General features: G+C 34.3%; 30 protein-coding genes. 24 read left to right on the top strand and 6 right to left on the bottom strand.

Features of this window, described 5'->3' with window-relative positions:
* Positions 1-120: 120 nt before the first annotated feature.
* Positions 121-798, top strand: coding sequence for a hypothetical protein (locus AC23MC_RS01605; protein WP_487566682.1), 678 nt, complete (start codon positions 121-123; stop codon positions 796-798).
* Positions 799-865: 67 nt separating this feature from the next.
* Here AC23MC_RS01605 and purE read toward each other — a convergent pair whose 3' ends face one another.
* From purE to AC23MC_RS01590, 3 genes are all read right to left on the bottom strand, one after another.
* On the bottom strand, positions 866-1,351 hold the full coding sequence (purE, locus tag AC23MC_RS01600; protein ID WP_487566681.1) for a 5-(carboxyamino)imidazole ribonucleotide mutase: 486 nt from the start codon (positions 1,349-1,351) through the stop codon (positions 866-868).
* Between the two features lie 62 nt (positions 1,352-1,413).
* Positions 1,414-2,577 (bottom strand): 5-(carboxyamino)imidazole ribonucleotide synthase, encoded by a 1,164-nt coding sequence (locus AC23MC_RS01595; protein WP_487566680.1) that lies wholly within the window; start codon positions 2,575-2,577, stop codon positions 1,414-1,416.
* Between the two features lie 52 nt (positions 2,578-2,629).
* The gene (locus AC23MC_RS01590; RefSeq protein ID WP_487566679.1) at positions 2,630-3,175 is read right to left on the bottom strand and encodes a hypothetical protein; all 546 of its coding nucleotides are present in this window, start codon (positions 3,173-3,175) and stop codon (positions 2,630-2,632) included.
* A gap of 93 nt (positions 3,176-3,268) precedes the next feature.
* On the opposite strand from AC23MC_RS01590, the gene hpt reads away from it, so the two are divergent.
* From hpt to AC23MC_RS01565, 5 genes are all read left to right on the top strand, one after another.
* On the top strand, positions 3,269-3,799 hold the full coding sequence (gene hpt, locus AC23MC_RS01585) for a hypoxanthine phosphoribosyltransferase (protein ID WP_487566678.1): 531 nt from the start codon (positions 3,269-3,271) through the stop codon (positions 3,797-3,799).
* A 53-nt stretch (positions 3,800-3,852) separates the two neighbouring features.
* Positions 3,853-4,428: an adenylate kinase gene (locus tag AC23MC_RS01580; protein WP_487566677.1), complete on the top strand. Its 576-nt coding sequence runs from the start codon at positions 3,853-3,855 to the stop codon at positions 4,426-4,428.
* 169 nt (positions 4,429-4,597) lie between these two features.
* A complete protein-coding gene (locus AC23MC_RS01575; RefSeq protein WP_487566796.1) occupies positions 4,598-5,821 on the top strand; it encodes a hemolysin family protein in 1,224 nt (407 codons plus the stop codon).
* Positions 5,822-5,909: 88 nt separating this feature from the next.
* Positions 5,910-6,914 (top strand): GTPase ObgE, encoded by a 1,005-nt coding sequence (obgE, locus tag AC23MC_RS01570; protein ID WP_487566676.1) that lies wholly within the window; start codon positions 5,910-5,912, stop codon positions 6,912-6,914.
* 168 nt (positions 6,915-7,082) lie between these two features.
* Entirely contained in the window at positions 7,083-9,230 is a 2,148-nt protein-coding gene (locus AC23MC_RS01565) for a S46 family peptidase (protein ID WP_487566675.1), read from the top strand.
* A 72-nt stretch (positions 9,231-9,302) separates the two neighbouring features.
* Here the strand turns inward: AC23MC_RS01565 and AC23MC_RS01560 are convergent, their stop codons facing one another.
* Both AC23MC_RS01560 and AC23MC_RS01555 read right to left on the bottom strand, forming a co-directional pair.
* Positions 9,303-14,036, bottom strand: coding sequence for an alpha-2-macroglobulin family protein (locus tag AC23MC_RS01560; RefSeq protein WP_487566795.1), 4,734 nt, complete (start codon positions 14,034-14,036; stop codon positions 9,303-9,305).
* A gap of 482 nt (positions 14,037-14,518) precedes the next feature.
* Positions 14,519-15,061, bottom strand: coding sequence for a S24 family peptidase (locus tag AC23MC_RS01555; protein WP_487566674.1), 543 nt, complete (start codon positions 15,059-15,061; stop codon positions 14,519-14,521).
* A 179-nt stretch (positions 15,062-15,240) separates the two neighbouring features.
* On the opposite strand from AC23MC_RS01555, the gene AC23MC_RS01550 reads away from it, so the two are divergent.
* Entirely contained in the window at positions 15,241-15,459 is a 219-nt protein-coding gene (locus tag AC23MC_RS01550) for a hypothetical protein (RefSeq protein WP_487566673.1), read from the top strand.
* Between the two features lie 114 nt (positions 15,460-15,573).
* Here AC23MC_RS01550 and AC23MC_RS01545 read toward each other — a convergent pair whose 3' ends face one another.
* Positions 15,574-15,768, bottom strand: a complete 195-nt coding sequence (locus AC23MC_RS01545; RefSeq protein ID WP_487566672.1) for a hypothetical protein — start codon at positions 15,766-15,768, stop codon at positions 15,574-15,576.
* A 111-nt stretch (positions 15,769-15,879) separates the two neighbouring features.
* On the opposite strand from AC23MC_RS01545, the gene AC23MC_RS01540 reads away from it, so the two are divergent.
* From AC23MC_RS01540 to AC23MC_RS01460, 17 genes are all read left to right on the top strand, one after another.
* The gene (locus AC23MC_RS01540; RefSeq protein ID WP_487566671.1) at positions 15,880-17,985 is read left to right on the top strand and encodes a hypothetical protein; all 2,106 of its coding nucleotides are present in this window, start codon (positions 15,880-15,882) and stop codon (positions 17,983-17,985) included.
* Positions 17,985-18,944 (top strand): AAA family ATPase, encoded by a 960-nt coding sequence (locus tag AC23MC_RS01535; protein ID WP_487566670.1) that lies wholly within the window; start codon positions 17,985-17,987, stop codon positions 18,942-18,944. The genes AC23MC_RS01540 and AC23MC_RS01535 overlap by 1 nt, the downstream gene beginning before the upstream one ends.
* The gene (locus AC23MC_RS01530; RefSeq protein ID WP_487566669.1) at positions 18,938-19,594 is read left to right on the top strand and encodes an ATP-binding protein; all 657 of its coding nucleotides are present in this window, start codon (positions 18,938-18,940) and stop codon (positions 19,592-19,594) included. The genes AC23MC_RS01535 and AC23MC_RS01530 overlap by 7 nt, the downstream gene beginning before the upstream one ends.
* 2 nt (positions 19,595-19,596) lie before the next feature.
* Positions 19,597-19,944: a hypothetical protein gene (locus AC23MC_RS01525; RefSeq protein ID WP_487566668.1), complete on the top strand. Its 348-nt coding sequence runs from the start codon at positions 19,597-19,599 to the stop codon at positions 19,942-19,944.
* 53 nt (positions 19,945-19,997) lie between these two features.
* Positions 19,998-20,222, top strand: coding sequence for a hypothetical protein (locus tag AC23MC_RS01520; RefSeq protein WP_487566667.1), 225 nt, complete (start codon positions 19,998-20,000; stop codon positions 20,220-20,222).
* Positions 20,222-20,980: a hypothetical protein gene (locus AC23MC_RS01515; RefSeq protein ID WP_487566666.1), complete on the top strand. Its 759-nt coding sequence runs from the start codon at positions 20,222-20,224 to the stop codon at positions 20,978-20,980. Before AC23MC_RS01520 ends, AC23MC_RS01515 begins: the two co-directional genes overlap by 1 nt.
* 280 nt (positions 20,981-21,260) lie before the next feature.
* The gene (locus AC23MC_RS01510) at positions 21,261-21,497 is read left to right on the top strand and encodes a hypothetical protein (RefSeq protein WP_487566665.1); all 237 of its coding nucleotides are present in this window, start codon (positions 21,261-21,263) and stop codon (positions 21,495-21,497) included.
* A 5-nt stretch (positions 21,498-21,502) separates the two neighbouring features.
* The gene (locus AC23MC_RS01505) at positions 21,503-21,922 is read left to right on the top strand and encodes a hypothetical protein (RefSeq protein WP_487566664.1); all 420 of its coding nucleotides are present in this window, start codon (positions 21,503-21,505) and stop codon (positions 21,920-21,922) included.
* A gap of 1 nt (position 21,923) precedes the next feature.
* On the top strand, positions 21,924-22,172 hold the full coding sequence (locus tag AC23MC_RS01500; protein WP_487566663.1) for a hypothetical protein: 249 nt from the start codon (positions 21,924-21,926) through the stop codon (positions 22,170-22,172).
* Positions 22,172-22,357, top strand: a complete 186-nt coding sequence (locus tag AC23MC_RS01495) for a hypothetical protein (protein ID WP_487566662.1) — start codon at positions 22,172-22,174, stop codon at positions 22,355-22,357. Before AC23MC_RS01500 ends, AC23MC_RS01495 begins: the two co-directional genes overlap by 1 nt.
* Positions 22,354-22,686 (top strand): hypothetical protein, encoded by a 333-nt coding sequence (locus tag AC23MC_RS01490; RefSeq protein WP_487566661.1) that lies wholly within the window; start codon positions 22,354-22,356, stop codon positions 22,684-22,686. The genes AC23MC_RS01495 and AC23MC_RS01490 overlap by 4 nt, the downstream gene beginning before the upstream one ends.
* Positions 22,683-23,015: a DUF4406 domain-containing protein gene (locus tag AC23MC_RS01485; protein ID WP_487566660.1), complete on the top strand. Its 333-nt coding sequence runs from the start codon at positions 22,683-22,685 to the stop codon at positions 23,013-23,015. Before AC23MC_RS01490 ends, AC23MC_RS01485 begins: the two co-directional genes overlap by 4 nt.
* Positions 23,015-23,458 (top strand): hypothetical protein, encoded by a 444-nt coding sequence (locus AC23MC_RS01480; protein WP_487566659.1) that lies wholly within the window; start codon positions 23,015-23,017, stop codon positions 23,456-23,458. The genes AC23MC_RS01485 and AC23MC_RS01480 overlap by 1 nt, the downstream gene beginning before the upstream one ends.
* Positions 23,459-23,475: 17 nt before the next feature.
* Entirely contained in the window at positions 23,476-23,931 is a 456-nt protein-coding gene (locus AC23MC_RS01475; protein WP_487566658.1) for a hypothetical protein, read from the top strand.
* A gap of 11 nt (positions 23,932-23,942) precedes the next feature.
* Positions 23,943-24,308 carry a hypothetical protein gene (locus AC23MC_RS01470; protein WP_487566657.1) on the top strand — a complete coding sequence of 122 codons (366 nt, stop codon included), beginning with the start codon at positions 23,943-23,945 and terminating at the stop codon, positions 24,306-24,308.
* A 212-nt stretch (positions 24,309-24,520) separates the two neighbouring features.
* Complete coding sequence (locus tag AC23MC_RS01465) at positions 24,521-25,483, top strand: reverse transcriptase domain-containing protein (RefSeq protein ID WP_487566656.1); 963 nt, start codon at positions 24,521-24,523, stop codon at positions 25,481-25,483.
* Positions 25,470-25,766 (top strand): hypothetical protein, encoded by a 297-nt coding sequence (locus tag AC23MC_RS01460; RefSeq protein ID WP_487566655.1) that lies wholly within the window; start codon positions 25,470-25,472, stop codon positions 25,764-25,766. The genes AC23MC_RS01465 and AC23MC_RS01460 overlap by 14 nt, the downstream gene beginning before the upstream one ends.
* Positions 25,767-25,790: the final 24 nt, after the last annotated feature.

Raw genomic sequence — 25,790 nt, 5'->3', positions numbered from 1 at the left:
TATTTTTTCAAAAGTACGGATTTCGATACGTTTTATCAATCGAAGAATTGAGGTTTATTTTTGAATAATTAGCTTTACTCATTAAATTTCACTATCTTTTCAATTAATTGAATTTAAAAAATGAAATACAACGTCACGATTAATAGCATTTTGAATGTAAATGAAATTCCGGAATATTGGAACGAACAAGATTATTTAAAATTATTGGAATTATTTAATTTTCCGGACCCTGAAACGATTGCAAAAGAGAACCTTTTGGAATATTTGAAAATGGCCATCACCGATGAAGAACCAACCGATGCGGCGTTTATTTTATTGACTTATAAATTAAGCGATGAATTAAACGAAGGTCAGATTCAGCAAATTTCAAACGATATGCTTTTGGATAAAGTTTGTGAAGAATATCCCGAAATTGATTTGCACGAACCGTTATTTCACATCAACCAATTATTGTATCTAGCTTACAACGGAAAATTTCCCAATGCAACGGCTACGATTTTAAACTGTGAGATTATCGCTGATAATGAAGGTGATAAAAGCGAACTAGGTAAAGAACAAATCTTGAAAATTATAGCTCAAGGTTTAGACAAAAGTGCGTTGTTAAAACGTTTATTTCCAGAACAACTTTCAGGAAGTAAACCTTTTCCGGAAGCCAATGATATTGTGTGGGAATTGGAATCGTTAGGTTCAAACCAATACAAATTAATCACTTCAGAATATTGGCTTTCTAAATCCGATTTTGTGCAAGGCGAATACCAAGCGGATATTGTTTTTGAAGAAGAAATTGAGGAGGAATAGATTTTTCTTTTTTGATTAGAATAAAAAAAACGGATAAGTTGAGACTTATCCGTTTTTTATTTAAGTTTTACTTTTTCAATCCTTCCGAAGCTTTTAAAACCGCTTCTTTCAAACTTTCTTTATAAAAAATAATTTTATCCAACACACATTTATCGTGACTTCCAATAATTTGTGCGGCTAAAATTCCGGCATTTTTAGCTCCGTTCAACGCTACAGTCGCTACCGGAACTCCACCCGGCATTTGTAAAATCGACAAAACTGAATCCCAACCATCAATTGAATTGCTTGATCTCACAGGAACGCCAATCACAGGCAACGGCGACATCGAAGCAACCATTCCCGGTAAATGTGCTGCACCACCGGCTCCGGCAATAATGACAGAAATGCCACGCATGTGAGCATTTTTACTAAAATCAAACAATTTTTCCGGTGTTCGGTGTGCCGAAACAATATCGACTTCGGTTTCTATATCAAATCCTTTTAAGATGTCGATGGCTTCTTGCATGACCGGCATGTCGGATATACTGCCCATTATGATGGCTACTTTGCTCATTGGTTTTTGTTTCAAGTTTAATGTTTCAAGTTAATTAGTTTTATGCTGCGAACTGTGACTGATTACTGCGACTGCCCACTGATCACTCTAATACTATTCTTCACTTCCTCCGCAATTCTTCTCGCTTCCACCATATCTTCATTCACAATCGTTACGTGACCCATTTTTCGGAAAGGACGTGTTTCTCTTTTACCATAAATATGAGGCGTTACTCCATCAATAGCCATGATTTTTTCGATATTTTCATAAATCACTTGACCGGAGAAACCTTCTTCACCCACCAAATTTACCATAATTCCGGCAACTTTACTAGCTGTATTTCCTAAAGGTAAATCTAAAATGGCACGTAGATGATTTTCAAATTGCGAAGTATAACTAGCTTCAATGCTATAATGTCCAGAATTGTGGGGTCGTGGAGCTACTTCGTTGACTAAAATTTCATCATTTTCGGTTTGAAACATTTCCACTGCCAATAAACCAACGTGATTAAATGATTCGGAAACTTTCAACGCTATTTCTTTAGCTTTTTGAGCTACTTTTTCGTCAATTCGAGCCGGACAAATCACATATTCCACTTGATTGGCTTCCGGATGAAATTCCATTTCCACCACCGGATAAGTTTTTACTTCACCGGAAACGGAACGAGCGACAATTACTGCCAATTCATTTTTAAACGGAATCAACTCTTCAATAAGACAAGGTGTTTCGGGTAAAGCTTCAATATCTTTTTCCGATTTTAAGATTTTCACACCATAGCCATCGTAGCCAAATCGGTCTTGTTTCCAAACGCAAGGAAAAATAATAGTTCCTTGAATAATTTCAATTACTAATTCCTTTTTATTATCAAACGTTTTGGCATTCGCCGTTGGAATGTGATTGCGAACATACAAATTTTTCTGTGTGATTTTACTTTGAATGTTTCGTAGTGTTTTGGGAGATGGAAATACTTTTTTTCCTTCCGCTTCTAATTTATCTAACGCATCTAAATTGACATTTTCAATTTCAATGGTTAAAACATCCACTTTCTTCCCAAAATTATATACGGTATCAAAATCTAAAAGGTTACCAATTTCAAAATAATGAGCTCCAAATTGGCATGGTGCATCTTTACTCGGGTCTAAAATATAAGTTTGTATATCAAATTTACGATTTTCAGCCAAAAGCATTTTGCCTAATTGACCTCCTCCCAAAATTCCTAATTTAAAATCGGATGAAAAATAGTTCATTGTGTTGTGTTGTTGTTTGGCAAAGATAAGTAACAATTTATTGATTGAAAAGTTATTTCAGTCGTTTCAAAATATTCCTCGCTGCCGCCTTATAACCCGCAGAATGATTTGAATAATCCTGACTTAAAATCGGTTTTAATTCCTCATAAATCCAATCGTATTTTTTTCCTAAAACAAATAAAGCTTTCATTGCGTAGGCTTTTGAAGCTACTTTTTCGTCTTGAATTAATCGGTCAATCAATGCTTCAATCAGAATGTGTTCTTGCTCTTTAGTTAAGTTGATTCCGTTTTTCCGATGATTGCTTTTAGTCAAAAACATTGCAATTCTAGTGGCAGGTCGCAACGAAGAATCATTTTTAATTTTAGGTAAAACTTCACAAAATTCATCAATGTACGGAACAAGTAATTTTAACTTTTTTTCACCCACTAAATCCAAACTCCAAAAGGCTTTGACGTGCAATTCGTGTGAAATATCAAAAGCAATCGAAATCAATTCTTTCAAATTTTCTTCACTTTTCATGGCAAAATTACTCACCATCACTCGGCTTTTTACGTGAGCGGTGCTTCCTTCTACTTTTTGATACATTATTGAATTCATGCTGTAAATATACCAATTTTACAAAAAAGTCTGAATTCTTACTTCGTAATACTGAAGACTTCCTTAAATTTGCACTTTATTAAAAATCATAACATGATACACCTTCACGACAAAGCATTTGTGCCTTTTATTTCTTCGGAAGAATTGAATTTTGCAATTAAGAATTTAGCCAAGCAAATGGATGACGATTTTTTTGATGAAGTGCCTGTTTTTATTGGTGTTTTAAACGGAGCTTTTATGGTTTTGTCCGATTTAATGAAAGAATATCGTGGAATGTGTGAAGTGAGTTTTGTAAAAATGACTTCCTATGAAGGAACCCAAACCACCAACGAAGTAAAACAATTGATCGGTTTAAACCAAAATTTGGAAGGAAGAACGGTTGTCATTGTTGAAGATATCATCGATACCGGAAACACAATTGAAGAATTAAAAGCAATTTTTAAAGATCAAAATGTAAAACATCTAAAAATTGCCACTTTATTTTTAAAACCTGATGCATACAAAAAAGACATCAAAATTGATTATGTCGGAATCCGAATCCCAAACAAATTTATCGTAGGCTACGGTCTAGATTATGATGGATTGGGTAGAAATTTACCCGACGTTTATCAACTAGCAGAATAAAATCTAACTATCCAAAAATCTAATAATCTAACAATCCAACAATCCATTTTAAAATGATTAACATCGTTCTTTTCGGAAAACCGGGTGCAGGAAAAGGCACACAAGCTGAATTTTTAAAAGAAAAATACAATTTGACACACTTGTCTACCGGAGATATTTTTCGATTCAATATTAAAAACGACACCGATTTAGGGAAATTAGCCAAAACTTTTATGGACAAAGGCGATTTAGTTCCTGATGAAGTGACCATTCAAATGTTGCAAAGTGAAGTGGGTAATAATCCTGATTCTGCCGGATTTTTATTTGATGGTTTTCCGAGAACAATTGCTCAAGCTGAAGCTTTGGATGCTTTTTTAGCTTCTAAAAATCAAGAAATTACAGCTACAGTTGCATTGGAGGCTGATGATGAAATTTTGGTACAACGCTTATTAAAAAGAGGAATAACTTCCGGAAGAGCAGACGATCAAGACGAAGAAAAAATTAGAAATCGTTACCAAGAATACAATGAAAAAACCGCTCCGTTGATGGAATATTACAACCAACAAGGTAAATTTCATGCGGTAGACGGAATAGGTTCAATTACAGAAGTAAACGAACGATTGAATTTTGTATTCGATAATTTGAAATAAATACTTATTTATCTAAAAATTGGCAAATTAGTGCTGATTTTTTTAGATATTTGCAAAATTAAAAGGAGCTTCATCCGGTTCATCGGAAATGTTGCTCTTTTTTTGCTAAAAAATACATATGGAAATTTTAATAATTTTATTTTTAATTTTATTGAATGGTGTTTTTTCAATGTCGGAAATCGCTTTGATTTCGGCTAGAAAAAGTCGTTTAGAAACTGCCGCTAAAAAAGGACATCCTGCTGCAAAAGTAGCATTGGATTTGGCAAATTCTCCCAACAAATTTTTGTCAACCGTTCAAATAGGAATTACCTTAATCGGTATTTTGACAGGTATTTATTCCGGTGATAAAATTACAACCGATGTAAAAACGTTTGTAGCTGGCTTTGAAATTTTAAAACCGTATGCAGATTCTATCGCGGTGGGAATTGTTGTCGTTGTTTTGACCTTCTTTTCACTCGTTTTAGGAGAATTGGTTCCAAAAAGAATCGGTTTAAATTATCCGGAAGCAATTGCAAAAGCAGTGGCTGTTCCGATGAAAATTGTTTCAAAAATAACAGCTCCATTCATTTGGCTTTTGACTATTTCAACTGAATTTATTTTAGATTTATTTAGAATTAAACCAACTGCTGATGGAAAAGTAACAGAAGAAGAAATCAAAGCTATCATCAAAGAAGGTACAGAAGTAGGTGAAGTTCAAGAAATTGAACAAGATATTGTGGAGCGTGTTTTTCATATTGGTGATCGAAAAGTTAACTCGTTGATGACGCACCGATCTTCAGTTATTTATCTTTCTTTGGATGAGTCTACCGAAGAGTTAAAGTCTAAAATGTTAGAAGAATTACACTCTTTTTACCCGGTTTGTACAGAAAATTTAGATGAAATTGAAGGAATCGTTTTGTTGAAAGATTTATTTTCAAGTTTTGAAAAAGGACAATTTGATTTAAAATCTATTATTAAAGAACCAGTTTATTTTATCGAGCATACATCTGCGTATAAAGCTCTTGAAATTTTTAAAAAATCGAGAGTTCATTATGCTTTGATTGTTGATGAACACGGAGTTTTTCAGGGTATAATAACCTTGAATGATATTTTGGAGGCGTTGGTTGGAGATGCTTCTGATTTTTATGAAGAAGAGTTTAAATTGGTCGCTCGTGAAGACGGAAGTTGGTTAGTTGACGGACATTATTCTCTTCACGACTTTTTGACTTATTTCGATATGGATGAGCATATTAACGATTATGATGTAACAACTGTAAGCGGATTTATCATCACCGAATTAGGAAATATTCCAAAACAAGGACAAAAATTAATTTGGAACAAACTAGAATTTGAAGTAATTGATATGGATGGCGTTAAAATTGATAAAATCCTAATCAATAACTTAAAAGAATAAAGAATTAGTTTTCAGTTGGCAGTTATTAGTAAGCAGTTGATTTAACTTATTTTCAGATAACTGACAACCGACAACAGAAAATAAAATTATGACAGAGGGAAATTTTGTAGACTACGTAAAAATATATGTATCATCCGGAAAAGGAGGAAAGGGTTCTTCGCATCTTCACCGTGAAAAATTCATTGAAAAAGGTGGTCCCGATGGTGGGGATGGTGGTCGAGGTGGTCACGTTTATTTAAAAGGAAACAAAAGTCTTTGGACACTTTTTCATTTAAAATTTGTAAAACATATTCGTGCCGGACACGGAGGTGATGGCGGAAGCTCAAGAAGCACAGGTCATGACGGCGAAGATAAATTTGTTGAAGTTCCTTTGGGAACAGTTGTTCGCGATCAAGAAACTGGTGAAATTCTATTTGAAATTACTGAGCACGATGAAGTAAAAATCATTGCTAAAGGTGGAAAAGGCGGATTAGGAAACTGGAATTTCCGTTCGTCAACCAATCAAACACCACGTTATGCTCAACCCGGAATGCCTGTGGAAGAAGTAGATGTCACGTTAGAATTAAAAGTTTTGGCAGATGTTGGGTTAGTAGGTTTTCCAAACGCAGGAAAATCAACGTTACTTTCGGTGATGACTTCAGCTAAACCAAAAATTGCTGATTATCCTTTCACAACATTAAAACCTAATTTAGGAATTGTTTCGTACAGAGATTTTCAATCCTTTGTGATGGCTGATATTCCCGGAATTATCGAAGGTGCTGCAGAAGGAAAAGGACTCGGACATTACTTTTTACGACATATCGAACGAAATTCAATTTTATTATTTTTAGTTCCAGCCGATGCTGCAGACATCAAAAAAGAATACGAAATTTTGTTGGATGAACTTAGAAGATACAATCCTGAAATGCTGGATAAAGACCGAATTTTAGTTATTTCCAAATGCGATATGTTGGATGAAGAACTTAAATCGGAACTTGAAAAACAAATGAAAAAAGAGTTCAAAGGAGTGAAATATCATTTTATATCTTCTGTTGCACAACAAGGTTTACAGGAGCTGAAAGATATGTTGTGGAAAATGTTGAACGAGGAATAATTTAAAAATTATATATTTCTTACAAAAGCATCCCTAATCGGATGCTTTTTTTGTGGAATTCTAAAAATTAAGTTAAAAAATACGATAACGTTGTAGTTTTTAAGTCAAAAAGCAAGTGTGAAAACACAAAAAAAAGTATATTCGCAAACATTAAAAATTAATCAAAAAATGAAAAAAATTATTTTAAGTTTTGTGGCATTAATCGCTTTTGCTCCGGCAAGCGTTTTTGCTAACGAAGGTATGTGGTTTTTGATGCATATTCAACGGCTAAATCAGCGGGATATGCAAAAAATGGGATTGCAATTAACTGCGGAAGAAATTTATAGTGTTAACAATTCCAGTTTAAAAGATGCAATTGTTCAATTTAATGGAGGTTGTACAGCAGAAATGATTTCAAAGGATGGTTTGGTTTTAACCAATCACCACTGTGGATATGATGCTATTGCTGAATTATCATCTCCGGAAAGCAACTATTTACGTGACGGATTTTGGGCTCAAAACCGCAAAGCCGAATTAAAACCAAAAAGTTTATTTGTGCGTTTCTTCGTTCGTATGGACGATGTAACCAAAAGAATTTTAGGTGTTGTAAATGATAAAATGACCGAAGCAGAACGTGAAGCGGCAATCAACAAGGAAACAGCAAAAATTCAGAAAGAAAATGATGGTGGCGGTAAATATACTGTTTCTGTTCGTCCGTTTTTTCAAGGAAATGAATATTACTATTTTGTTTATGAAGATTATACCGACGTTCGTTTAGTAGGAACTCCAACCGAAAGTATCGGAAAATTTGGTGGTGATACAGACAACTGGGAATGGCCACGTCATACAGGTGATTTTTCATTGTTCAGAGTTTACGCTGATGCAAACGGAAATCCTGCTGCTTATTCAGAAAACAATGTTCCATTAAAACCTAAACACCATTTACCAATCAGTTTAAAAGGTGTTCAGGAAAATGATTTTGCAATGATTTTAGGATATCCAGGTCGCACAAACCGTTGGATGCCGGCTGAAGGAATTGAACAAAACGTAAAATATGCATATCCAGCTTGGGTTGAAGGTTCAAAAATGTCGATGGACAAAATGAAAACGCATATGGATAAAGACGATGCAGTTCGTTTACAATATGCCTCAAAATACGCTCAAATTGCCAATTATTGGAAGAATAGACAAGGAATGATTGATGCTCTTTCTCAATTTAAAACAGCTGACTCTAAAAGAAAAGTTGAAAAGAAATTTGATAAATGGGCAAATAGTAAAGCAAACAAAGAAAAATACGGAACAGTTATAAAAGACATCAATGCTTATTATGCTTTAACAAATGAAAAAGCAAAACACGATAATTATTTGATGACTTTCTTACGTGGTTCTGCTTTTGGAGTTTTACCTGGTCGTTTAGGAACGCAACTTACAAATTATGCCAAAGCAGATGCCGCTCAAAGAATCCAAATGAAACCTCGTTTAGTAGAAATGATTGAAGGAACATTTGAAACCGTTTATTTACCAGTTGAAAAAGACGTAATGGCAGGTCAATTAGCTCTTTATGCAGAAAAGGGTAAGAGTTATGCGTTGGCTCCAAGCGTTGCAGAATTAGTAGCAAATAAAACTGATTTGTCAAGCTATGCTTCAAACGCAATTGATTTAAGTTTATTTACTTCAAAAGAACGTTTATTAGCATTTTTAGAAATCCCGAATGTAGAATTAATCAATAACGATCCATTGTATAAATTGTCTTCCGATTTATTAGACCATTACAACAAAAAATCAGACGAGTTAAAAGCTGCAGAAGAAAAATACCAAATTGGTTTCAGAAAATTAGTAGCTGGTTTACAAGAATCAAAATTAAGCCCGATTTTATATCCGGATGCTAACTCTACCTTGCGTTTGTCTTACGGAAAAGTTCGTTCATTGCCTGCTGACAAAAGAAATGATGCAAAAATCAACAATTATACAACTCTGCAAGGAATGGTAAAAAAACACAAAGCAGGTGATGCTGAGTTTGATTTATCAAAACCCTTAATTGATTTGTATGACAAAAAAGATTTCGGTCAATATGCTGATAAAGCAGGTTATTTACCGGTAAATTTCCTTTCGGATAATGATATTACAGGAGGAAATTCAGGTTCACCTGTATTGAATGGAAAAGGAGAATTAATCGGATTAGCATTTGACGGAAACATCGAAGCAATGGCAGGAGACGTTATTTTTGACGACAAATTGCAAAGAACAATCAACGTAGATATCCGTTTCGTATTATTCATTATCGAAAAATATGCCGGAGCAAAACATATTATTGACGAGTTAACCATCGTTAAATAAGGTTTATTATTAATTCAATTAAAAAATCTGCTTCAGCAATGGAGCAGATTTTTTTTATTATTGAATTTAAGATTATTCTATTTTTACTTTTTTACTTATGGAATGAGCAGAAAATTCGGGAGCATACATACTTTGCAAAGTTGAAATTCCGTCAACAAAACTACCGGAATGATTGATGCGAACATCATATTCTAAAATATAAGTCCCTTTCTTAATTGTATCGAAGAAAAAGTGTGTTGCAACATCTTTTGTACTTCTGTAAAAACTTAAACCATCTTTCCACTCATATTTCGAAATCACATCAACAGGTTCAAAACTAGAAGCTCTTAAATCTTTTAAATGAACAAATTCTAAATCGTTTTCAGTTTTTATAATTAAACGAATGGTAATTAAATCACCTGGTTTTAATGTTTCTTTGTTCAATTCAACTAATTTATTTCCATCAGAAGATTTTACTTTTTTATATAAATTTTTAGTAATGGATAAAACTGCGGTACTGTCTGATTTGATCTTTTCTAAATTCTCAAAATATTGCCAATATAAGCCGCCAAATCCAGCTACAGACGATTTGTTTTCAACTAAAATAGAACCCATTTCTTTAGTAATTTCATCCGAATTCCAATTTATTTTTATGTATCCGGTTTCGGCTTCTTTTTCTTTTTCGGATAATTTTTTGGTCAAAACTTTTTCGTCGCCAATTTTAAATTTGGTGTTATCTTTAATGTTTGTCCAATCGCTTCCTTGTAACAATAAAGCATAAACCGCCTCTGTAGTGGCTTTGGTAGTTGGCCAATTTTGCAATTGCTTTTGTTTGAGTAACCAAACTTTCATTTCATCAACGTATTTTTTATCTTTTTCAATTTCAGCAAAAGCTTCAATTAGTAAAGCTTGTGTTTCAATTGCCGATTGATACCAATAATATCCGTTTTTATTTTCAACCCAATGCATACCAAAATCATCATTTCTTGCAACCGTTTCTTTTAGATTTGTAATGATTTTTTCAGCAAAATTTTTGTCTCCAAAACGATGCATCGTTAAAGCCAAAAGTGCTTTTTTGTATAGAGAATATTGCGACCAATTCGCTTTGAATTCTATTTTTTGAATGGATATAATTGAGTCAATTTTCTTTGAAACGGGGATTTTTTCAATATAAAAACTTCGGGCATACAAATAATGTAAATTTGAATAGGTGTAATAATTAATACGTTCATTTTTTAAAGTGCTGTTTTTGATGAAATTATTGTCAAGATGAGGAATCGCTTTAGATGTTATCTTTTCAAATTTTGAATAGCTCTCAGGGAATAACTTTCCTAAATGTCCAAATCCTGCGACGATGTGCTGTGTGATGAACATATTTTCTTCACCACCATCAAACCACGAAAATGAACCAGAAGACAATTGTTTTTCTTCTAACTTTTTAAATGTGCTTTCTTGAGATTCTTTCATCGTATTTAAATCCATTAGCAAAGCCAAACGTTTGTTTTTCAATTCTTCATTTTCTGCATCCAAAAGCCAAGGTGTTTCGTTTAATACAATCGATTTCAGTTTTTCATTTTGATTTAATTTTGATAATGATGTTGGATTCTTTCTCCATGATTCAAATAAAGCCTCAATTTTGGGATTATTGTTAATGATTTCTGTGGCTATGAAATTGCCATAATAGCGAGAAAATGTCTGCTCAGCACATTCATGTTGAAATTCCATCAAATAAGGAAGTGATTGCAAAGCCAACCAAGTTGGATTGGAAGTATATTCCAACGTAAATTGATGGTTTTTTAATGTGCTGGATGAGTTGTTTTTCAGATTTTCAAAAACATATTCCTTTTTAGAATTTCCTTTCACCCAAATCGGAATGCTTTCGGTAATTAGAATTTTATTGCTTAAAACTGGAAGAATATTTTCTTCACCATCCGAAAAATTACCAGATTTTGCTACAATTTTATACTGTAAACCTTGCAACCCCTCAGGAATTGTAACTTTCCAAGTTACCGGAACACTTTCTTTGGGTTTGCAATCGAAATTTCGTGTGTTATTTGTATTTAATGTGATGCTATCGATTGCTTTCATATTTGTTGCATCAAATAGTATTAACATTGCAATTCCGGATTTAGTTTCATTTGTCATATTCACCATTTTTGCAGAAATTGAAATTGTATCTTTTTCACGCACAAATCGTGGCATATTAGTTTGAACCATCACATCTTTTTGCGAAATTATAGTAGATTCAAAATAGCCTGATTCTGCTTTTTTATTATGACCATATAAACGCAATTTCCAACTTGTTAATGATTCAGGATTCGTAAAATTGAAACTAAATTTTCCATCAGAATCTGTTTTCAGATGCGGATAAAAGAAGGCTGTTTCGTTGAAATTTGTTCGGGTTTTTACCTGAGCAAGCTCCCTTAAAGCATTTTTAGTAGTGATGACTATTACGCCATTGTTACCGCGTGAGCCGTAAATAGAAGTTGCCGCAGCATCTTTTAAAATTGTCATATTTGCAATGTCAGCAGGGTTTATTTTACTAATGTCTTCAGTAAATGGAACACCATCTATTACAAACAAAGGCTGTTTGTCACCATTTATCGATCCATAGCCTCGTATTTTTATTGTTACATCACTTCCAGGTTGTCCATTTACTCCGGAAATTTCTCCTCTGAGAGAAAAAGCAGTATCATTTTCAACTGTTGACATTTCCAAGTTTTTTGTTGCAGTACCTGTATAGGCTACTTTTGTTGTAGTTCCATATCTAACTACCACCACTTCATCTAAAGAAGAATCTGGCTCTAGCTCAATTTCATAAAATTCTGTTTTTTCGATTTTAATGAGTTCTGATTTCATTCCAACATAATAAATGGCTAAAATTTCTCCTTTTACTGCTTCGATGCTAAATTGACCATCAAAATCGGTTGTAGTTCCACGATTTGTTCCTTCAATAATTATTGAAGCACCAGGAAGTGGAAGTCCTGATTCAAATACAACTCCTGAAATGTAGTTAGCATTTTTAGGAGTTTCCACAATTGGTCTAATTTTGATTAAGTATTTTTTTAAAATATCAGTATCTTTTGGATCATTGAAATTAAAACCAAACCAATTAATTTGGGGACTTTTATTATACTGACCATAATATTTTAACTCCCTTTTGAAATTTTGAAATATCTTCTTTGTGTTATTATAAAAATTCATATGCGGATAATTTGGCTGTTTTCTGTATTCATAAAAACCAGCGTCTAACCAATTTTGTGTTGCAAATTGATCAAGTGAACTGTCATACATACTAGCCAAAACTTCGGATTCTAATTTTTGATCATTAATTTTAAAAGACCAATTTTCAAGACTGCCGGGGTCAATTTTATTTCGCAGACTTACAATTTCAAAATTCAATTTAGTTTCAATTGTCTCTTTTTTAATTGAATGCGTTTTTATAGCGGTGCTATTTTCCCAAACAGTGGAAAAATGAAAATGTATATCTGATTTGTAATCCGACTTTTTGTTGAACCTAAAAGTTGCTTTTCCATTTTTCAATTGAATCATTTGTTCATTTTCCAGCACATAATTATCACCATAAAATCGAGAAGTAATCCATAAATCAGGAATTATGGAATGAATTTCAATTTCAAAAAAAGTTGTATTTGGTTTCGAAATATCTTTAAATGTAAATAACTCATTTTCTGAAGTTGGATACATTTTTGAATTTAAATTAAATCTGCTTTGAATTTCAATCGGATTATTTTTTACGTCATTGGCTTCGGTCACCATTTTATAATTTCCGTTATTAAAAGTTTCTAAAAAATTTAAAGAAACATCGTTACTGATTTTAGTGTCAAAAGAAATCGTCTTCACTAAAACTTCTGTAGTTTCATAATCCGATTGGTCAAAAGGTTCGTATGGAAAAAGTTGCTCAAATTCATTTCGGTTTATTGTCTGAATTTCAGGAATTCCAAAAAGACTATACTTTAAAAAGTGCTTTTGTTGTATTTCATATATTTTAATTTCTCCCTTTGCATCAATAGGATAATTATTTAAAGTGGTGGATTTGATGACAATTTTATTTTCGTCTTCTTTAAACAAATTATTCTCTACTACTATTTTTAAATCAAGCATTTCTTTTCCAACTCTTATGTATTTAGCGGCACTTCTGGTTTCGCCTTGAATGTCGGTAACATCTGCTTTTATAGTAAATCTGATCATTGTGATACTATCATTTGAAACTCCTTCTTCAACAGCAGGAAATTGAATTTTAAAATTACCATTTTCATCTGTAGTCGTTTCAGCAATTATAAATTCATCATCACTTGAATAATAACCCCCTTTGGACGTTGTGTTTTTTGAAACGGTAAAAGCTACTTTAGCATTGGTTAAATTGTTACCTGCCAAGGCTTTTGCATTTCCGCTGATTTTTATCGAATCACCTATCGTGTAATTTTCTTTAATTTCATCAAATTTCATTTCAAAAGTAGGCCGTTTATATTCTTCTACTTTAAAACCGTATTGTTCTCCATCAAAATCTACATTATCCCAAAACTTATGTTTATCCTCTTTTTTGTTATAATATAGGGTGTCAACTTTGTAATCATCAGGTTCATCAATATAAATTTTAAATTCTCCTGACATTGAGTTTTTTGGAATGTCAAATTCCCCTGAAAATGAACCGTATTCATTAGTTTGAACATTAAATTCTTTTAAAGTGTTTCTCTTTGTGTCACTAATTTCAACGTGAACACTTACGTTAGGAACTACACTTTTTACATTGTCTATGATTTGAATTAGAATCCCTTTGTAATACATTTTTTGACCGGGGCGATAAATGGCTCTAAGGGCACAAAAACCATAATACCATTCTTAATAATATAAAAAGGTCGAAAAAGGTCTTATTTTTCAAGCGTTCACGAGTATGAACGCTTTTTTTGTGCGATAAACTAAAATTCCATTTACTTCCGTTTGTAGACGTTATGCTACCGTTTGCTGGCTGAATAACAACCAAAACGACGCTATACTTCTATTGCAGCATAAAAACGGCTTAAAACAGCTTATTTCAAAGGGTTTTTAATGTTAAAAATCATAATTTTAAAGAACCTTTAAACCCAGTTTAAAACCACTTTAAAAAAGCTTTAAAATTCAATGGGTAACCTATTGGGTAACCTAATGGGTAACCAAAAAATGATTTTAAAAACACTATAAAACACCCCGTAATGATAAAAAAAGTGCAAAAAAGCATAAAAAAACGCTGTTTTTGCACCCCGTAATAATATAAAGTAAATATTTATAATGTTGAAAATCAATAAACTAACCTATTCAAGACGTAAAACACCAATGACAATGGCTATTTTATAGATTGATTCTTTATTGATTGGGAAAGGAGGATAGTCTTTATTGTCAGATCTACATTCCAACATATCACAGCTACTTTCAACCGGATAAAGGCGTTTAACCATTGGTCCCTGATCTGTATCGAGCACATAAACTTTTCCCCACTGGAAAAAAGTTAGATCTTTAATTGTTTTGCATCCCAACAAATCGCCACTGCTATATTTTGGGTACATACTAGATCCGCTAACGCGAATGATATATTCTACACCACGCTCCGAAAACTCCGGAATCAAATAACCGTCAATAATATCCTTTTTTTGAATTTGAAAAGAGCCGTTTCCTTTTCCTGCCATCGCTTCAATTGGAATAAGTGGAATATATTCCTCTGTAGGTTCATTAACCATGTTTTGTGAAGTTACTTTTTTCAACATTTTACCCTTTCCTGTTAATAGCCATTCAGGATTTAAAAATTCACATTTTTTGAATAATAAATCGATATCGTACATGTTTCTACTGTACCACATTGATAGAGTTGTTGGCTTTATACCCAAAAAAGCTGCAAAGTCTTTGTTTGAGACTATACCTAAGTGCTTTTTTATGTCGTTTAATATCAATGATTTATCCATAAAACTAAAATTAAATTCAAAAAATGTGAATATTATGTTTTGAAATTCAAATAATGTGAATATATTTGCTAAACAATTTGAAACAATCAGCAACAATGAACAAAAATAACAAAAAGAAACCTTACAATCAGTACAACCCTGCAATTATTAAAAGATTAAAAGAAAAATACGGTGTTAGTACCCAATTTATCGGACAATCTCTCAGAGGCGACAGAGAATCGGAAACCTCCACAAAGATTAAATCTGATTATAAGGAAATGGAAAAAGAGGTCGCTAAAACCCTAAAATCAGCTTAATTATGGCACAACCAATCATTATCAACATCAAGTATTTAGTAAAGTCTATCAAGATTAAAAGTAAAGAGGATGCCGACAATTTAGCTCTTAGAGTAACTGAAGCATTAGTTAAAGCTACAGAGTCAATCCAGGAAAGTCTAAAATCAGATTCAGATAAATCCGAGCAGCAGTCTGCAAATCAGGAAGAGCTAAAGTAGGATTTTCATTAACCGCTTTTTCACAGGCTTTTTTAAGCTTTTCTATTTGAATAGCGGTCAATTCAAAATCAAGTTCATCTACTATTGAGTTAAAAAGAATTTCAGTCATCATTACTATTATTTATAAGTGAGAAGGTAAATATAGTAATTTCTCGGGAGCAGCGTTCGCCGCCTACAAGCGAAAGGTTCAATTCCTTTTCCCGAACAAATATAAAAGCATAACATGGAGACCCCATACGAATATTATAACGGCAAACTTGGAGTAAAAATCAAGTATTTGATTTGTGACAGAGATAAGGAGGATAAAAGCCTTAGCCTTATCAGTTATAAAGCAATCAACCAAAGATGTCGCTCCAACAACTGCCCGGAATCACAACTTCGCCGTGCCTCGTTAAACTATGATGCACTTATTGATTATAACTCGCTATCTCGTGAGTGGAAAGACACCCTAACTATTGCTTTTGGATCTCCCAAAACAGAAATTAAAAAATCATGGTTTGCTCAACATTATGAAGCGGACCGAAAAGCATTCGATTTTTACTGTGCTTACCGTTACGGTGATGACAATCGTAAGCTTGACCTCAAACTTATTGAAACCTACACTTACAACGCATCAGTTTTAAACGCCGTGTTGAAGCTGAAAGAAAACCGTAAAAATTACGCACGAGCTTTAGGAGCTCAAAAGCTCAATATTTGGGAAACATTATCAAATGATGTGAATGCGTTCCGCGAAGTGGAGCACAATCTACCTGCAACACCAAGAGGTTTGAGAATTACCATTAATAAATATTTAGAGGATGGTTATGCCGGTTTAGTTTCCGGACGTCTGCAAAACCAAAACGCATCCAAACTGAAAGAAGATAAACAATTGGCTCTACTCGATAGCCTTTTGATGAAACATACCAACTTAGGCAACACCACAATTGCAACCATTTATAACGCTGTAGCGGAAGAGGTAAATTGGCAGTCAATCACTGCTCAAACTGTAGCCAACAGAAAAGAAGAGGCAAATCTTGTGGTTTATGCAGGACGAAATGGAGCATCAGCATTGTCAAACAATATTTTGATGCAAAACAAACGCCAAGCTCCAAGTGGCTCAATGTTATACTGGACACTTGACGGTTGGGATGCTGAGCTTTTATACCAAAAATCGGTTACAGATAAAAAAGGCTATGCAACCACCACCTATCACAACCGCTTAACAATGGTTGTTGTGTTAGATCCATTCAACAAATACCCAGTTGGCTATGCAATTGGAACCCACGAAACACCTGAGCTTATAAAAGAAGCTTTAAGAAATGCCTATCAGCACGTTTATGAGTTATTTGGCGGCTATTTCCGACCATATCAGCTACAAAGTGATAACTACAGTATTTCAAAATTAAAACCGCTTTACGAAGCCGTTTCGCAACATTTCACCCCTGCCAAAGTAAAAAACTCGAAAGCCAAAGTAATTGAGCCTTATTTCAATACGATTAACAAGCAATATTGCAAGCTTTTTGACAACTGGTCAGGTCATAACGTGAACTCAGGTTCTGCCAATCAACCTAATTCAGAGTTTTTAAATAAAATTAGACATCAGTTCCCTGATCAATACGGTTGTTACCAACAACTTGTTTCAATTATAGAACAGGAGCGTTCAAAAAAACAACCTGAGTTTAAAAAGGCTTTCAATAGCATTTCAATCGAATTTAAAAGCGAGCTTCAATTGCCGGTTTACCTTCGCTACTTAGGCGAAGTGTCAACCCACACAAACAGATTAGAAGGCAGCGGATTAAACGTAACGTTGGGAGGTCAAAAACTTTGTTTTGACAGCTTTGAACCTAATTTCAGAAAACAATCACACCAAGATTGGGCTGTTTTCTATGATCCGCAAGATTTAAGTCAAGTGCTTGTTACCAATGCCAAATCTAAAAACGGAAAGTTGGAGGAAATCGTTGGAACATATGAGTTTGTTCTCGAACAAAAATACATTCAACCAATGGCATTGGCAGACCGAAAAGAAGGCGACGCCTTGAAGCTTCAAGAGGTTAAAAATTACAATAATCTGCTTACTGATTACATCACAGATCGCGTGAAAGAAACGGCTCAATTAAATGAACAGTTCTTTAGCGAAAATCCACAGCTTAATGACACACTGGCTAAACACTTACTGGTTAACTCTAACGGACAACATAAAGACATTAAGTCATCGAACCGATTAGCACAACCCGCTAAAGAAGTTTTTGAAGCTCAAACCTTAAAAATCGAAAAAGACACCGAAACAAGTTTTGCCGAACAAATAAACCAATACAACAAAGAAAAAATTAACCTTAACGACTACCTATAATGGACTTAACCGTAAAAAAAGAAATTATCTCAGCTGTTGTTGCCTATATGGACAAACACAGTATCTCACAATCCGATTTAGCCACAAAAGCGGGTGTTAGAAAAGAATATTTAAGCATAATGCTCAAGCCGGAGAGCAACTTTATGTATAGTGCCGGAAAAGGAGCTGAAGGATTTATAAACCCACGTCATTTTAATGCGTTGGCACAATTTATCGGCTATTCAACCGAAAAGGAATACTGGACCACGCAACCAACGGCTCAAACATCAGCCATTTTAGCCAATTTATCAGAAGCAAAAGAGAATCACCAAACCTTAACCATTATCGGTCAAACAGGAAGCGGAAAAAGCTACACAGCCAATTTATTTGCACAGCGTAATCCGTTGGATGTGTTTTTAATTACAGTTGGAGCTTCCGATTCATTAGCCGATTTAATCGAAAAAATTGCCGATAAGTTAAAGCTTAATGTAGGTAAGTCAAAATCTACACGCCTTAGATGGATAGGTTTTAAAATGCGTGAATTGAAGTTTGATGGCTACAAACCAATGATAATTTTTGATGAAGCGGAATTTATGAGACAACCTGCCATTTGTGCAATGAAAGAACTTCATGACTATATGCACGAATTCTGCTCAATGGTTTTTGTGGGAACAGATCAGTTTGTTCAAAATGTTGAAAAGCTTAAAAAACGTAACCGTCCGGGCATCCCACAATTTCACCGCAGAATTAAGTTAGGACTTCGGGTTCTGCCATCAATAGACCGCAGTTTCGGAATATTCGTTGACGACATCGAAGATACAGAGTTAAAAAAATTCATCTTGAGAAATTGCGACAATTACGGAGAGCTTCACGATATGCTCGTTCCGGCAACGCGTGAAGCTGATAGATTAAACGTGCCGCTTTCAATGGAACTAGTTCGCAAAGTGTTGAACTTACCATCAGGCGACATGTTATGGTAGAAAAGCTAAAAAAAGTTCTCAATGTTGGGAACATAGTTAACCAAAAGATTAACCGGATTGCTTTTAGAAATGCATTTTACCAAGCTTTCGGAAATCCACAAGATAAAGGAATTTGGTTTTTTTGGGGAACCTCCGGAAGTGGCAAATCGGTTAATGTGATGCAAGTGGCAAAAGAAATGAGCCAAGTGCTAAGTGAAAAGATAATTCACAATGTATGTGAAGAGGAAACGGACGACAGCGAATATGTGCAGCGTGTTGATGAAATAGTGAAAATGAGTGAAATAAACGGCTACTACTTTGGAGCTTCTTACAACTACGAACAGTTGTGCAAGTTTTTAGACAAAGCCAATTCGCCAAAGATTGTCATCATCGACTCAGCAACCTACTTTTTTAAAGACAAAGCCCAGTACATGGAATTTGTAAAAAAGTACAAAGGTAGAAAGCTGATTTTGATAACCGGACACGCGGAAGGTAGCAAACCACGCTCAGAACTTGAAAAGGACATCATGTACAACGCCAAAATGAAAATATACTGCAATGCCTACTTAGCGAGCTGTAAAGGTAGAACTATAGGACCCAACGGCGGAAGCTTTGTAATATGGCAGGAAGGAATAGAAAAAGTAACAGGAACTAACAACAAAAAGGAATAATTATGAATACACAACTTGCATTACTTCATCATCTTCGAATTGACGAAGTAGAATTTGAAAATAGCTACTTTGAAACATACATGAGATACTGTTTGGATCTTTCCATTAGGTTCAACTTGTATTATCAAAATGTTTTGGCAAACAGATCAGTTTCACTTTGGTATCGCAACGAGTTCCAAAAATTAGAAAAAGAAGCCATCAGCATGCTAGATCTTTCTCAAGGTGACTTGAAGGAAAAAAGGACTTTATATGCAAGTGTAACCGCCCGAATTTTTGCACGGCATCCATCCGCATTGTTAGATGAACTGAAAAAAGTTGAAATCATAAACCCATCAATCCCTTATAATTAATGAAAATTACAATACCACACCCCGACTCTCACATAATTAACCAGCGGTTGGAAATGCTATTTAACGCACTTTATTACTGCTCTTTTCAGCAAGAACTTTCCAAAGGACGTGACTTTATTTTCTCTGATGGAGAGCGAATCTTAATCAACCAAGAACGTGGAGCTTTATTCTCTCAATTAACCAACAGCGAAGAGGACGGAATTAGAGAGTATAAAGTTCCTGATCACATAGAAGAGCGAATTCAATATATCAAGGATAACATCAAATATTTACCATAATGACAAATTTCATTGAACCAATTGATGCACGAGACATCGAAGTAATAGAACCAATTTTAGTAACAAATAACAATTCAAAAATGGAAACAACAACAGAAGCAGTAGACTTAAAAAATTTAAGTAAAGAACAACGAATCGAGTTGCAAAAACAGCTGAAAGAAGATGACCGAAGAGAAAAGGAAGCCATCAAAAAAAACAAAGAAAATTTACAGTTATTAACTGAGGAAGTTATCGACAACAACGTTGATTTTTTTGTTAGCTCTCAGGAAAATGTAGAAGAATCAATTTTAAAGTTATTCAAAGAAGCCGATGCGATAATCTCAGCAAGAGGTGAAACCTTCGGAGTTGAGAAAAAAGAGCAAGATTCTCACACCTTAACCAAAAAGGATGGTTCGGCATCAATTAAAATTGGTTGGAATGTAAAGCCAACATTTGACGGAACAGAAGCAGCCGGAATTCAAAAAATAAAAGAATTTATGGCATCATTGGCTGGTGAAAACGAAAACGAAAAGCTATTAATGGAATTCCTGAATATTGCTTTAAAAACAGATGTTCAAGGCAATTATAACCCTAAAAAAGTTCGTGAATTAAATACGATGAGAGGTCGTGCTAATAGTGATTTGTTTAACGAAGGCATGAATATCATTGATGAGGCACTAATCGATATTAGAACCAGTATGTATGCACGTGGCTACAAATTAGTTACTCAAGAAAATGGCATTTCCAAAAGAATAGAATTTTCATTTAGCATTAAGTAATTATGGATCCACAAACGATTGATAATTTAATGACACTTGCATTAGTGTTCTGCCTCTTTTTCGTGGGAACATTTTTCATGATTGGCAGCATTATTTTTCTACTTCATTTTAGAAGAGTACTAGAAATTATATTCCAAAAACTCCATAATACCACACAGGACGTTTAGTTAGGGAGGTGACCCGGTCTCATTGGGAGGTTTATACGATCACAGCTTGGAGGCACGTATAAATTTAGGTTCGAATCCTTTACCGGGAGCAAATTTAAAACAACAACAAAAACATGGGAAGAATTATAACAGATTCATACGCAATCAGTAAAGGCAAAAGCTTTTTTAACGACAAAAAAGCAACCACACTCGCAAAGTTAAATAACCTAAGCGGTGAAGAAATAGAAAAGGGTTCCACCATCACTATCAACGGAAGAGGTTCTACAAAACTTCATTTAAACATTACCTGCGATACAACCGGTGTTGTGATTAGAAACATTTGGTGTGGTTACTTAGAACTTATTGATTAATAGTCATGGAAGCAACTAAAGAACAAAAGCAGCTCATCGCTATTAACACACCCAACAAAGAAATAAAAGAGGAATGGGTGCAATGGGCAACCGGCGACACGCAAAAGAGGTCCACAAACGACCTGTCTTTTGAACAGGCGAATAAGATACTCGAAATGTTGAAATTAAAGCCACACGTGCCCGATAATTGGGCTGTGTTTGATAAGAACAACAAAAAGCATCGCAACATTTTATCATTAATGTATCAAGCCGGTTGGACGATCATAAAAAACGGAAAAGAAGTGCCGGATTTATTAAGGTTAGACACTTTTCTAAAATCAAATAAATGTCCACTGGCAAAGCCACTAATGCAATATGATGACTTGAACGAAATGCCAAAACTTATCCAGTGTTTTAAAGGAATTGTAAAATCAAAATATAAGTAAGATGGAAATAATTTTAACAGCAATAGCATTTGTTTTAATAATTAGAGCGGTTGACAAAAACTCCTATAAATGCGGTTTTGCAGATGCAAAAGCAAAGTTTGATAAAGAACAGAATTACAGCATTGAAGAGATTTGTCCTCATGATGTTGTGGAGGTTAAAGTACTGTGCACGCTTGGAACTTGTGAAACCACAGTTGAACAATGTGAAGAGTGCAAAAAGATATTGACTAAGCCTAAAATTGAGTGCTGATGAAAATAGAACAGTTGCCTGAAATAAACAAGATCGTCCTTGCAAAATGCAGAAAAGCTGATGGAAGCATAGAACAGCATCTAATCAGAAGAATAAAAACCAAAGATACAAGTAATGGCTGGCAATGGTCAAACGCTACTCTAGACACTTATTTTACTTTAGAAGTTATATCAATTATAAAATGAAACTACAACTTAAACTCTCAGCAAAGCAGCTATCAACATTGATATACTGTTTTCAAAATTCAGGACAAACACAAATTCAAACCAAAGAAGAGAAATTCACTTGGTCAATTTTGAATGAAATCATCCTGAAACTTCAAAAAAAGTATTTAGAAGTAACGGCTTCAACTAACCTATTTAATGCCAAAAAAAAGCACTCATTTAACTTCACATACTATCAAGCTTTTATGTTAGAAAAGTTCTTGCAGATAGCACAGCAAAGAGCACTTTCAGAATATGATCGCAACGTAGTTCAATTAATCATTTCAACCATAAACAAACAACTCGTATGAAAACATCAATTTACGTTGCCGGCAAAGTAACCGGTTTAGAATATCAGGAAGTAGAAGAAAAATTTCAAGCTGCCGAAACAATGCTTTTAGATCAAGGTTGGCAAATCGTTGTCAATCCTGTAAAGCTAATCAACAACCCAATGGAAGAGTGGCACGCTGCAATGGAAAAATGCCTCGAAGCTCTCACAAACTGTGAGGCCATTTATATGCTCGCCTGTTCTGTTGACTCTCCGGGTGCATTGCTCGAACTTCAACACGCATTGGATCACAACATCGATATTTATTACGAGCTTGAGAATGTGGAAGAGGAACCCGAAATTTTGGGATAATGGAATCGCTTACCACTTACAGGGCAACCGGAAAGACAATCGGACTTGTACTGCTGTTTAAATACGATTTAAAGGGCAATTTAAGAGAGTTTAAAATCGAAGAGGGTGAACTCACAAATGAACAGATGATTTGGTTATACAGCGAACGATTCCCGGCCAATGAGCAACTCATTAAAAGGTGGTCCACCAATGACAACTATAAAAAGGTTTTTACAGTTGAAAAGTTCATCGCCGATTTGTCTTTTGAATCATTTTGGAAAATTTGGGATCTAAAAGTAAAACGTGAAAACTCCGAAAAGGCATGGAACAAACTAAACGAAGCCGACAGAATCAAATGTTTTCTGAATTATAAAAACTATCAACGGCATTTGAATTTAACCGGTCAAGCCAAAGCTCACTTAGTGACTTGGTTGAACCAAAAAAGATATAACGACGAATATTAAATTTAAAATCAATTTATATGAACACACTCAAAATTAACATCCCTGAAGGTTTCAAAATAGGATCCTTCAACGAATCAACCGGAGAGGTGAATTTTATCCCACTTCCAAAAAGCATCAAGGAGCGAATTCTAACGTTTGAAGACGTTTTAAAAGAAAACGGAATCGAAGCTTCCAATTTCAACAAAGAGTTAGAAGGTCTTCCTCTTGACGAAATAGCCTACCGAAAAGTAAAGCAAATTGTCAAAGCATTTAATGAGGGTTGGACTCCTGACTGGACAAATGGCAATGAGTACAAATACTATCCTTGGTTTAAGATGGGTTCTCCTTCGGGTGTCGGGTTCTCGTTCGGCGACTGCGATTATTGGTACTCGTATTCGGCTGCCGGCTCTCGCCTTTGCTTTAAATCTAAGGATTTGGCAATACACGCCGGACAATTATTTGAAAGCATTTACAAAGATTTTTTAACAGCTTAATTACACATAACATGAACGAAATTAAAACTTTTGAAGACGCCTGTTTGGCGTTAGGAATTGAGACAACTCTTCCTGATTTTTCGGCAATTCCGGAGGAATTCCAAAAACCGCTTATCGCATATTATAAAATTGTCATAATTGCCAAGGCATTAAATGAAGGCTGGACTCCTGATTGGACAAATGGTAAATGGGACAAATACTATCCTTGGTTCGAAATGGGTTCTCCTTCGGGTGTCGGGTTCTCGTTCAACGGCTGCGATGCTTGGTACACGAATTCGTTTGCCGGCTCTCGCCTTTGCTTTAAGTCAAGCGAGTTAGCAGAATATGCGGGTAAACAGTTTGAGAGCTTGTACAAAGAATACTTTGTAATAGAATAAACTAAAAAGGTCGTATGGTGTCGTTGCTGTAGTTCTCCTTCGGGTGTCAGGTTCTCGTACAACGACTACGATAATTGGAACACGAATTCGAATGCCAGCTCTCACCTGAGCTTAAAATAAAAACACCATAGACCCTGCCAACATGGCAAAAAATAACAAAATTAATAGGTTCGTTAGTAAAGCAATTGAAAGCGAGCCAAAATAAGCAAAGCATGAAGCGTATAAATAATATTTACGATCAAATCATATCACTTGAGAACCTAAGAATTGCGGAATCAAAAGCACGCAAAGGAAAAGTTAATCAGTATGGAGTGAAGCTTTTTGATAAGGAGGCTGAGAGCAACTTATTCAAACTACACGAAATGCTTTTAAACAAAACTTACCAAACTTCACCATACACTGTCTTCACAGTTTTTGAGCCGAAAGAAAGAATAGTATTTAAACTTCCATACTTTCCGGACAGAATCACCCATCACGCTATAATGAACATTTTGGAGCCCATTTTTGTAAAAGTTTTTACCAATGATACTTTTGCATGCATAAAAAGAAAAGGCATTCATGCGGCAGCCAATGGAGTTAAAAAAGCATTATTAGATCGTGAGAATACAAGATACTGTTTGAAGCTCGACATTGTAAAGTTTTATCCTAATGTTGACCATGATATTTTAAAGCAATTACTTCGGAGAAAGTTTAAGGATAATGACTTGCTTTGGCTATTAGATGAAATTATTGATAGTGCGGAAGGTCTGCCAATTGGTAACTATTTAAGCCAATACCTAGCAAATTTTTATCTAACATATTTCGATCACTGGATAAAGGAAGATTTATCGATTAAATATTACTTCAGATATGCTGATGACATTGTAATTCTTTCAGGTAACAAACCGCATTTACATCAAACATTATCACAGATTAAAACCAATTTAAAAGACAATTTAAAACTTGAAGTAAAAGATAACTACCAAGTTTTTCCGGTTGAGAAAAGAGGAATTGATTTTGTAGGTTATGTATTTTATCACACGCACACCTTACTGCGTAAATCAATAAAAAAACGATTTGCAAAAGCAGTATCAAAATCAAAAAACAAAGCAACAATTGCCGCCTATAATGGTTGGGCAATACATTGCAATTCAAAACATTTATTAAAGAAAATATTACCAAATGAATCAATTTAATAGCTTTGGAATAAAGCCCAAATTATCAACTTTCACAGGCGATAAAATTAAAATAGAAAGAATATTAAACACAGAAATCAAGGTAATTGATTATAAAATTGAAGAATCAAAAGTAAAAAAGGACACTAAACTTTTAACCATGCAAATTGAAAAATCGGGCGTTAAACATATAGTTTTTACAGGCTCAACAATTTTAATGCAAATGATTCAAGAGGTAAAAAAAGAGGATTTTCCATTTACTACCAAGATTGTTAAAGAATTTGAACATTTAGAATTTACATAATTACGGAAATCCGTAAAAAACTAA

Source organism: Flavobacterium sp. T50_26 (assembly GCF_057652995.1).
The sequence above is the reverse complement of the archived record's forward strand: the minus strand, read 5'-3'. Positions and strand labels throughout refer to the sequence as shown.

Coding starts and splice junctions, on each gene's coding strand:
- AC23MC_RS01605 (WP_487566682.1), top strand. CDS start 121: ATGAAATACAACGTCACGATTAATAGCATTTTGAATGTAAATGAAATT.
- purE (WP_487566681.1), bottom strand. CDS start 1,351: ATGAGCAAAGTAGCCATCATAATGGGCAGTATATCCGACATGCCGGTC.
- AC23MC_RS01595 (WP_487566680.1), bottom strand. CDS start 2,577: ATGAACTATTTTTCATCCGATTTTAAATTAGGAATTTTGGGAGGAGGT.
- AC23MC_RS01590 (WP_487566679.1), bottom strand. CDS start 3,175: ATGAATTCAATAATGTATCAAAAAGTAGAAGGAAGCACCGCTCACGTA.
- hpt (WP_487566678.1), top strand. CDS start 3,269: ATGATACACCTTCACGACAAAGCATTTGTGCCTTTTATTTCTTCGGAA.
- AC23MC_RS01580 (WP_487566677.1), top strand. CDS start 3,853: ATGATTAACATCGTTCTTTTCGGAAAACCGGGTGCAGGAAAAGGCACA.
- AC23MC_RS01575 (WP_487566796.1), top strand. CDS start 4,598: ATGTCGGAAATCGCTTTGATTTCGGCTAGAAAAAGTCGTTTAGAAACT.
- obgE (WP_487566676.1), top strand. CDS start 5,910: ATGACAGAGGGAAATTTTGTAGACTACGTAAAAATATATGTATCATCC.
- AC23MC_RS01565 (WP_487566675.1), top strand. CDS start 7,083: ATGAAAAAAATTATTTTAAGTTTTGTGGCATTAATCGCTTTTGCTCCG.
- AC23MC_RS01555 (WP_487566674.1), bottom strand. CDS start 15,061: ATGTGGTACAGTAGAAACATGTACGATATCGATTTATTATTCAAAAAA.
- AC23MC_RS01545 (WP_487566672.1), bottom strand. CDS start 15,768: ATGATGACTGAAATTCTTTTTAACTCAATAGTAGATGAACTTGATTTT.
- AC23MC_RS01540 (WP_487566671.1), top strand. CDS start 15,880: ATGGAGACCCCATACGAATATTATAACGGCAAACTTGGAGTAAAAATC.
- AC23MC_RS01535 (WP_487566670.1), top strand. CDS start 17,985: ATGGACTTAACCGTAAAAAAAGAAATTATCTCAGCTGTTGTTGCCTAT.
- AC23MC_RS01530 (WP_487566669.1), top strand. CDS start 18,938: ATGGTAGAAAAGCTAAAAAAAGTTCTCAATGTTGGGAACATAGTTAAC.
- AC23MC_RS01525 (WP_487566668.1), top strand. CDS start 19,597: ATGAATACACAACTTGCATTACTTCATCATCTTCGAATTGACGAAGTA.
- AC23MC_RS01520 (WP_487566667.1), top strand. CDS start 19,998: ATGCTATTTAACGCACTTTATTACTGCTCTTTTCAGCAAGAACTTTCC.
- AC23MC_RS01515 (WP_487566666.1), top strand. CDS start 20,222: ATGACAAATTTCATTGAACCAATTGATGCACGAGACATCGAAGTAATA.
- AC23MC_RS01510 (WP_487566665.1), top strand. CDS start 21,261: ATGGGAAGAATTATAACAGATTCATACGCAATCAGTAAAGGCAAAAGC.
- AC23MC_RS01505 (WP_487566664.1), top strand. CDS start 21,503: ATGGAAGCAACTAAAGAACAAAAGCAGCTCATCGCTATTAACACACCC.
- AC23MC_RS01500 (WP_487566663.1), top strand. CDS start 21,924: ATGGAAATAATTTTAACAGCAATAGCATTTGTTTTAATAATTAGAGCG.
- AC23MC_RS01495 (WP_487566662.1), top strand. CDS start 22,172: ATGAAAATAGAACAGTTGCCTGAAATAAACAAGATCGTCCTTGCAAAA.
- AC23MC_RS01490 (WP_487566661.1), top strand. CDS start 22,354: ATGAAACTACAACTTAAACTCTCAGCAAAGCAGCTATCAACATTGATA.
- AC23MC_RS01485 (WP_487566660.1), top strand. CDS start 22,683: ATGAAAACATCAATTTACGTTGCCGGCAAAGTAACCGGTTTAGAATAT.
- AC23MC_RS01480 (WP_487566659.1), top strand. CDS start 23,015: ATGGAATCGCTTACCACTTACAGGGCAACCGGAAAGACAATCGGACTT.
- AC23MC_RS01475 (WP_487566658.1), top strand. CDS start 23,476: ATGAACACACTCAAAATTAACATCCCTGAAGGTTTCAAAATAGGATCC.
- AC23MC_RS01470 (WP_487566657.1), top strand. CDS start 23,943: ATGAACGAAATTAAAACTTTTGAAGACGCCTGTTTGGCGTTAGGAATT.
- AC23MC_RS01465 (WP_487566656.1), top strand. CDS start 24,521: ATGAAGCGTATAAATAATATTTACGATCAAATCATATCACTTGAGAAC.
- AC23MC_RS01460 (WP_487566655.1), top strand. CDS start 25,470: ATGAATCAATTTAATAGCTTTGGAATAAAGCCCAAATTATCAACTTTC.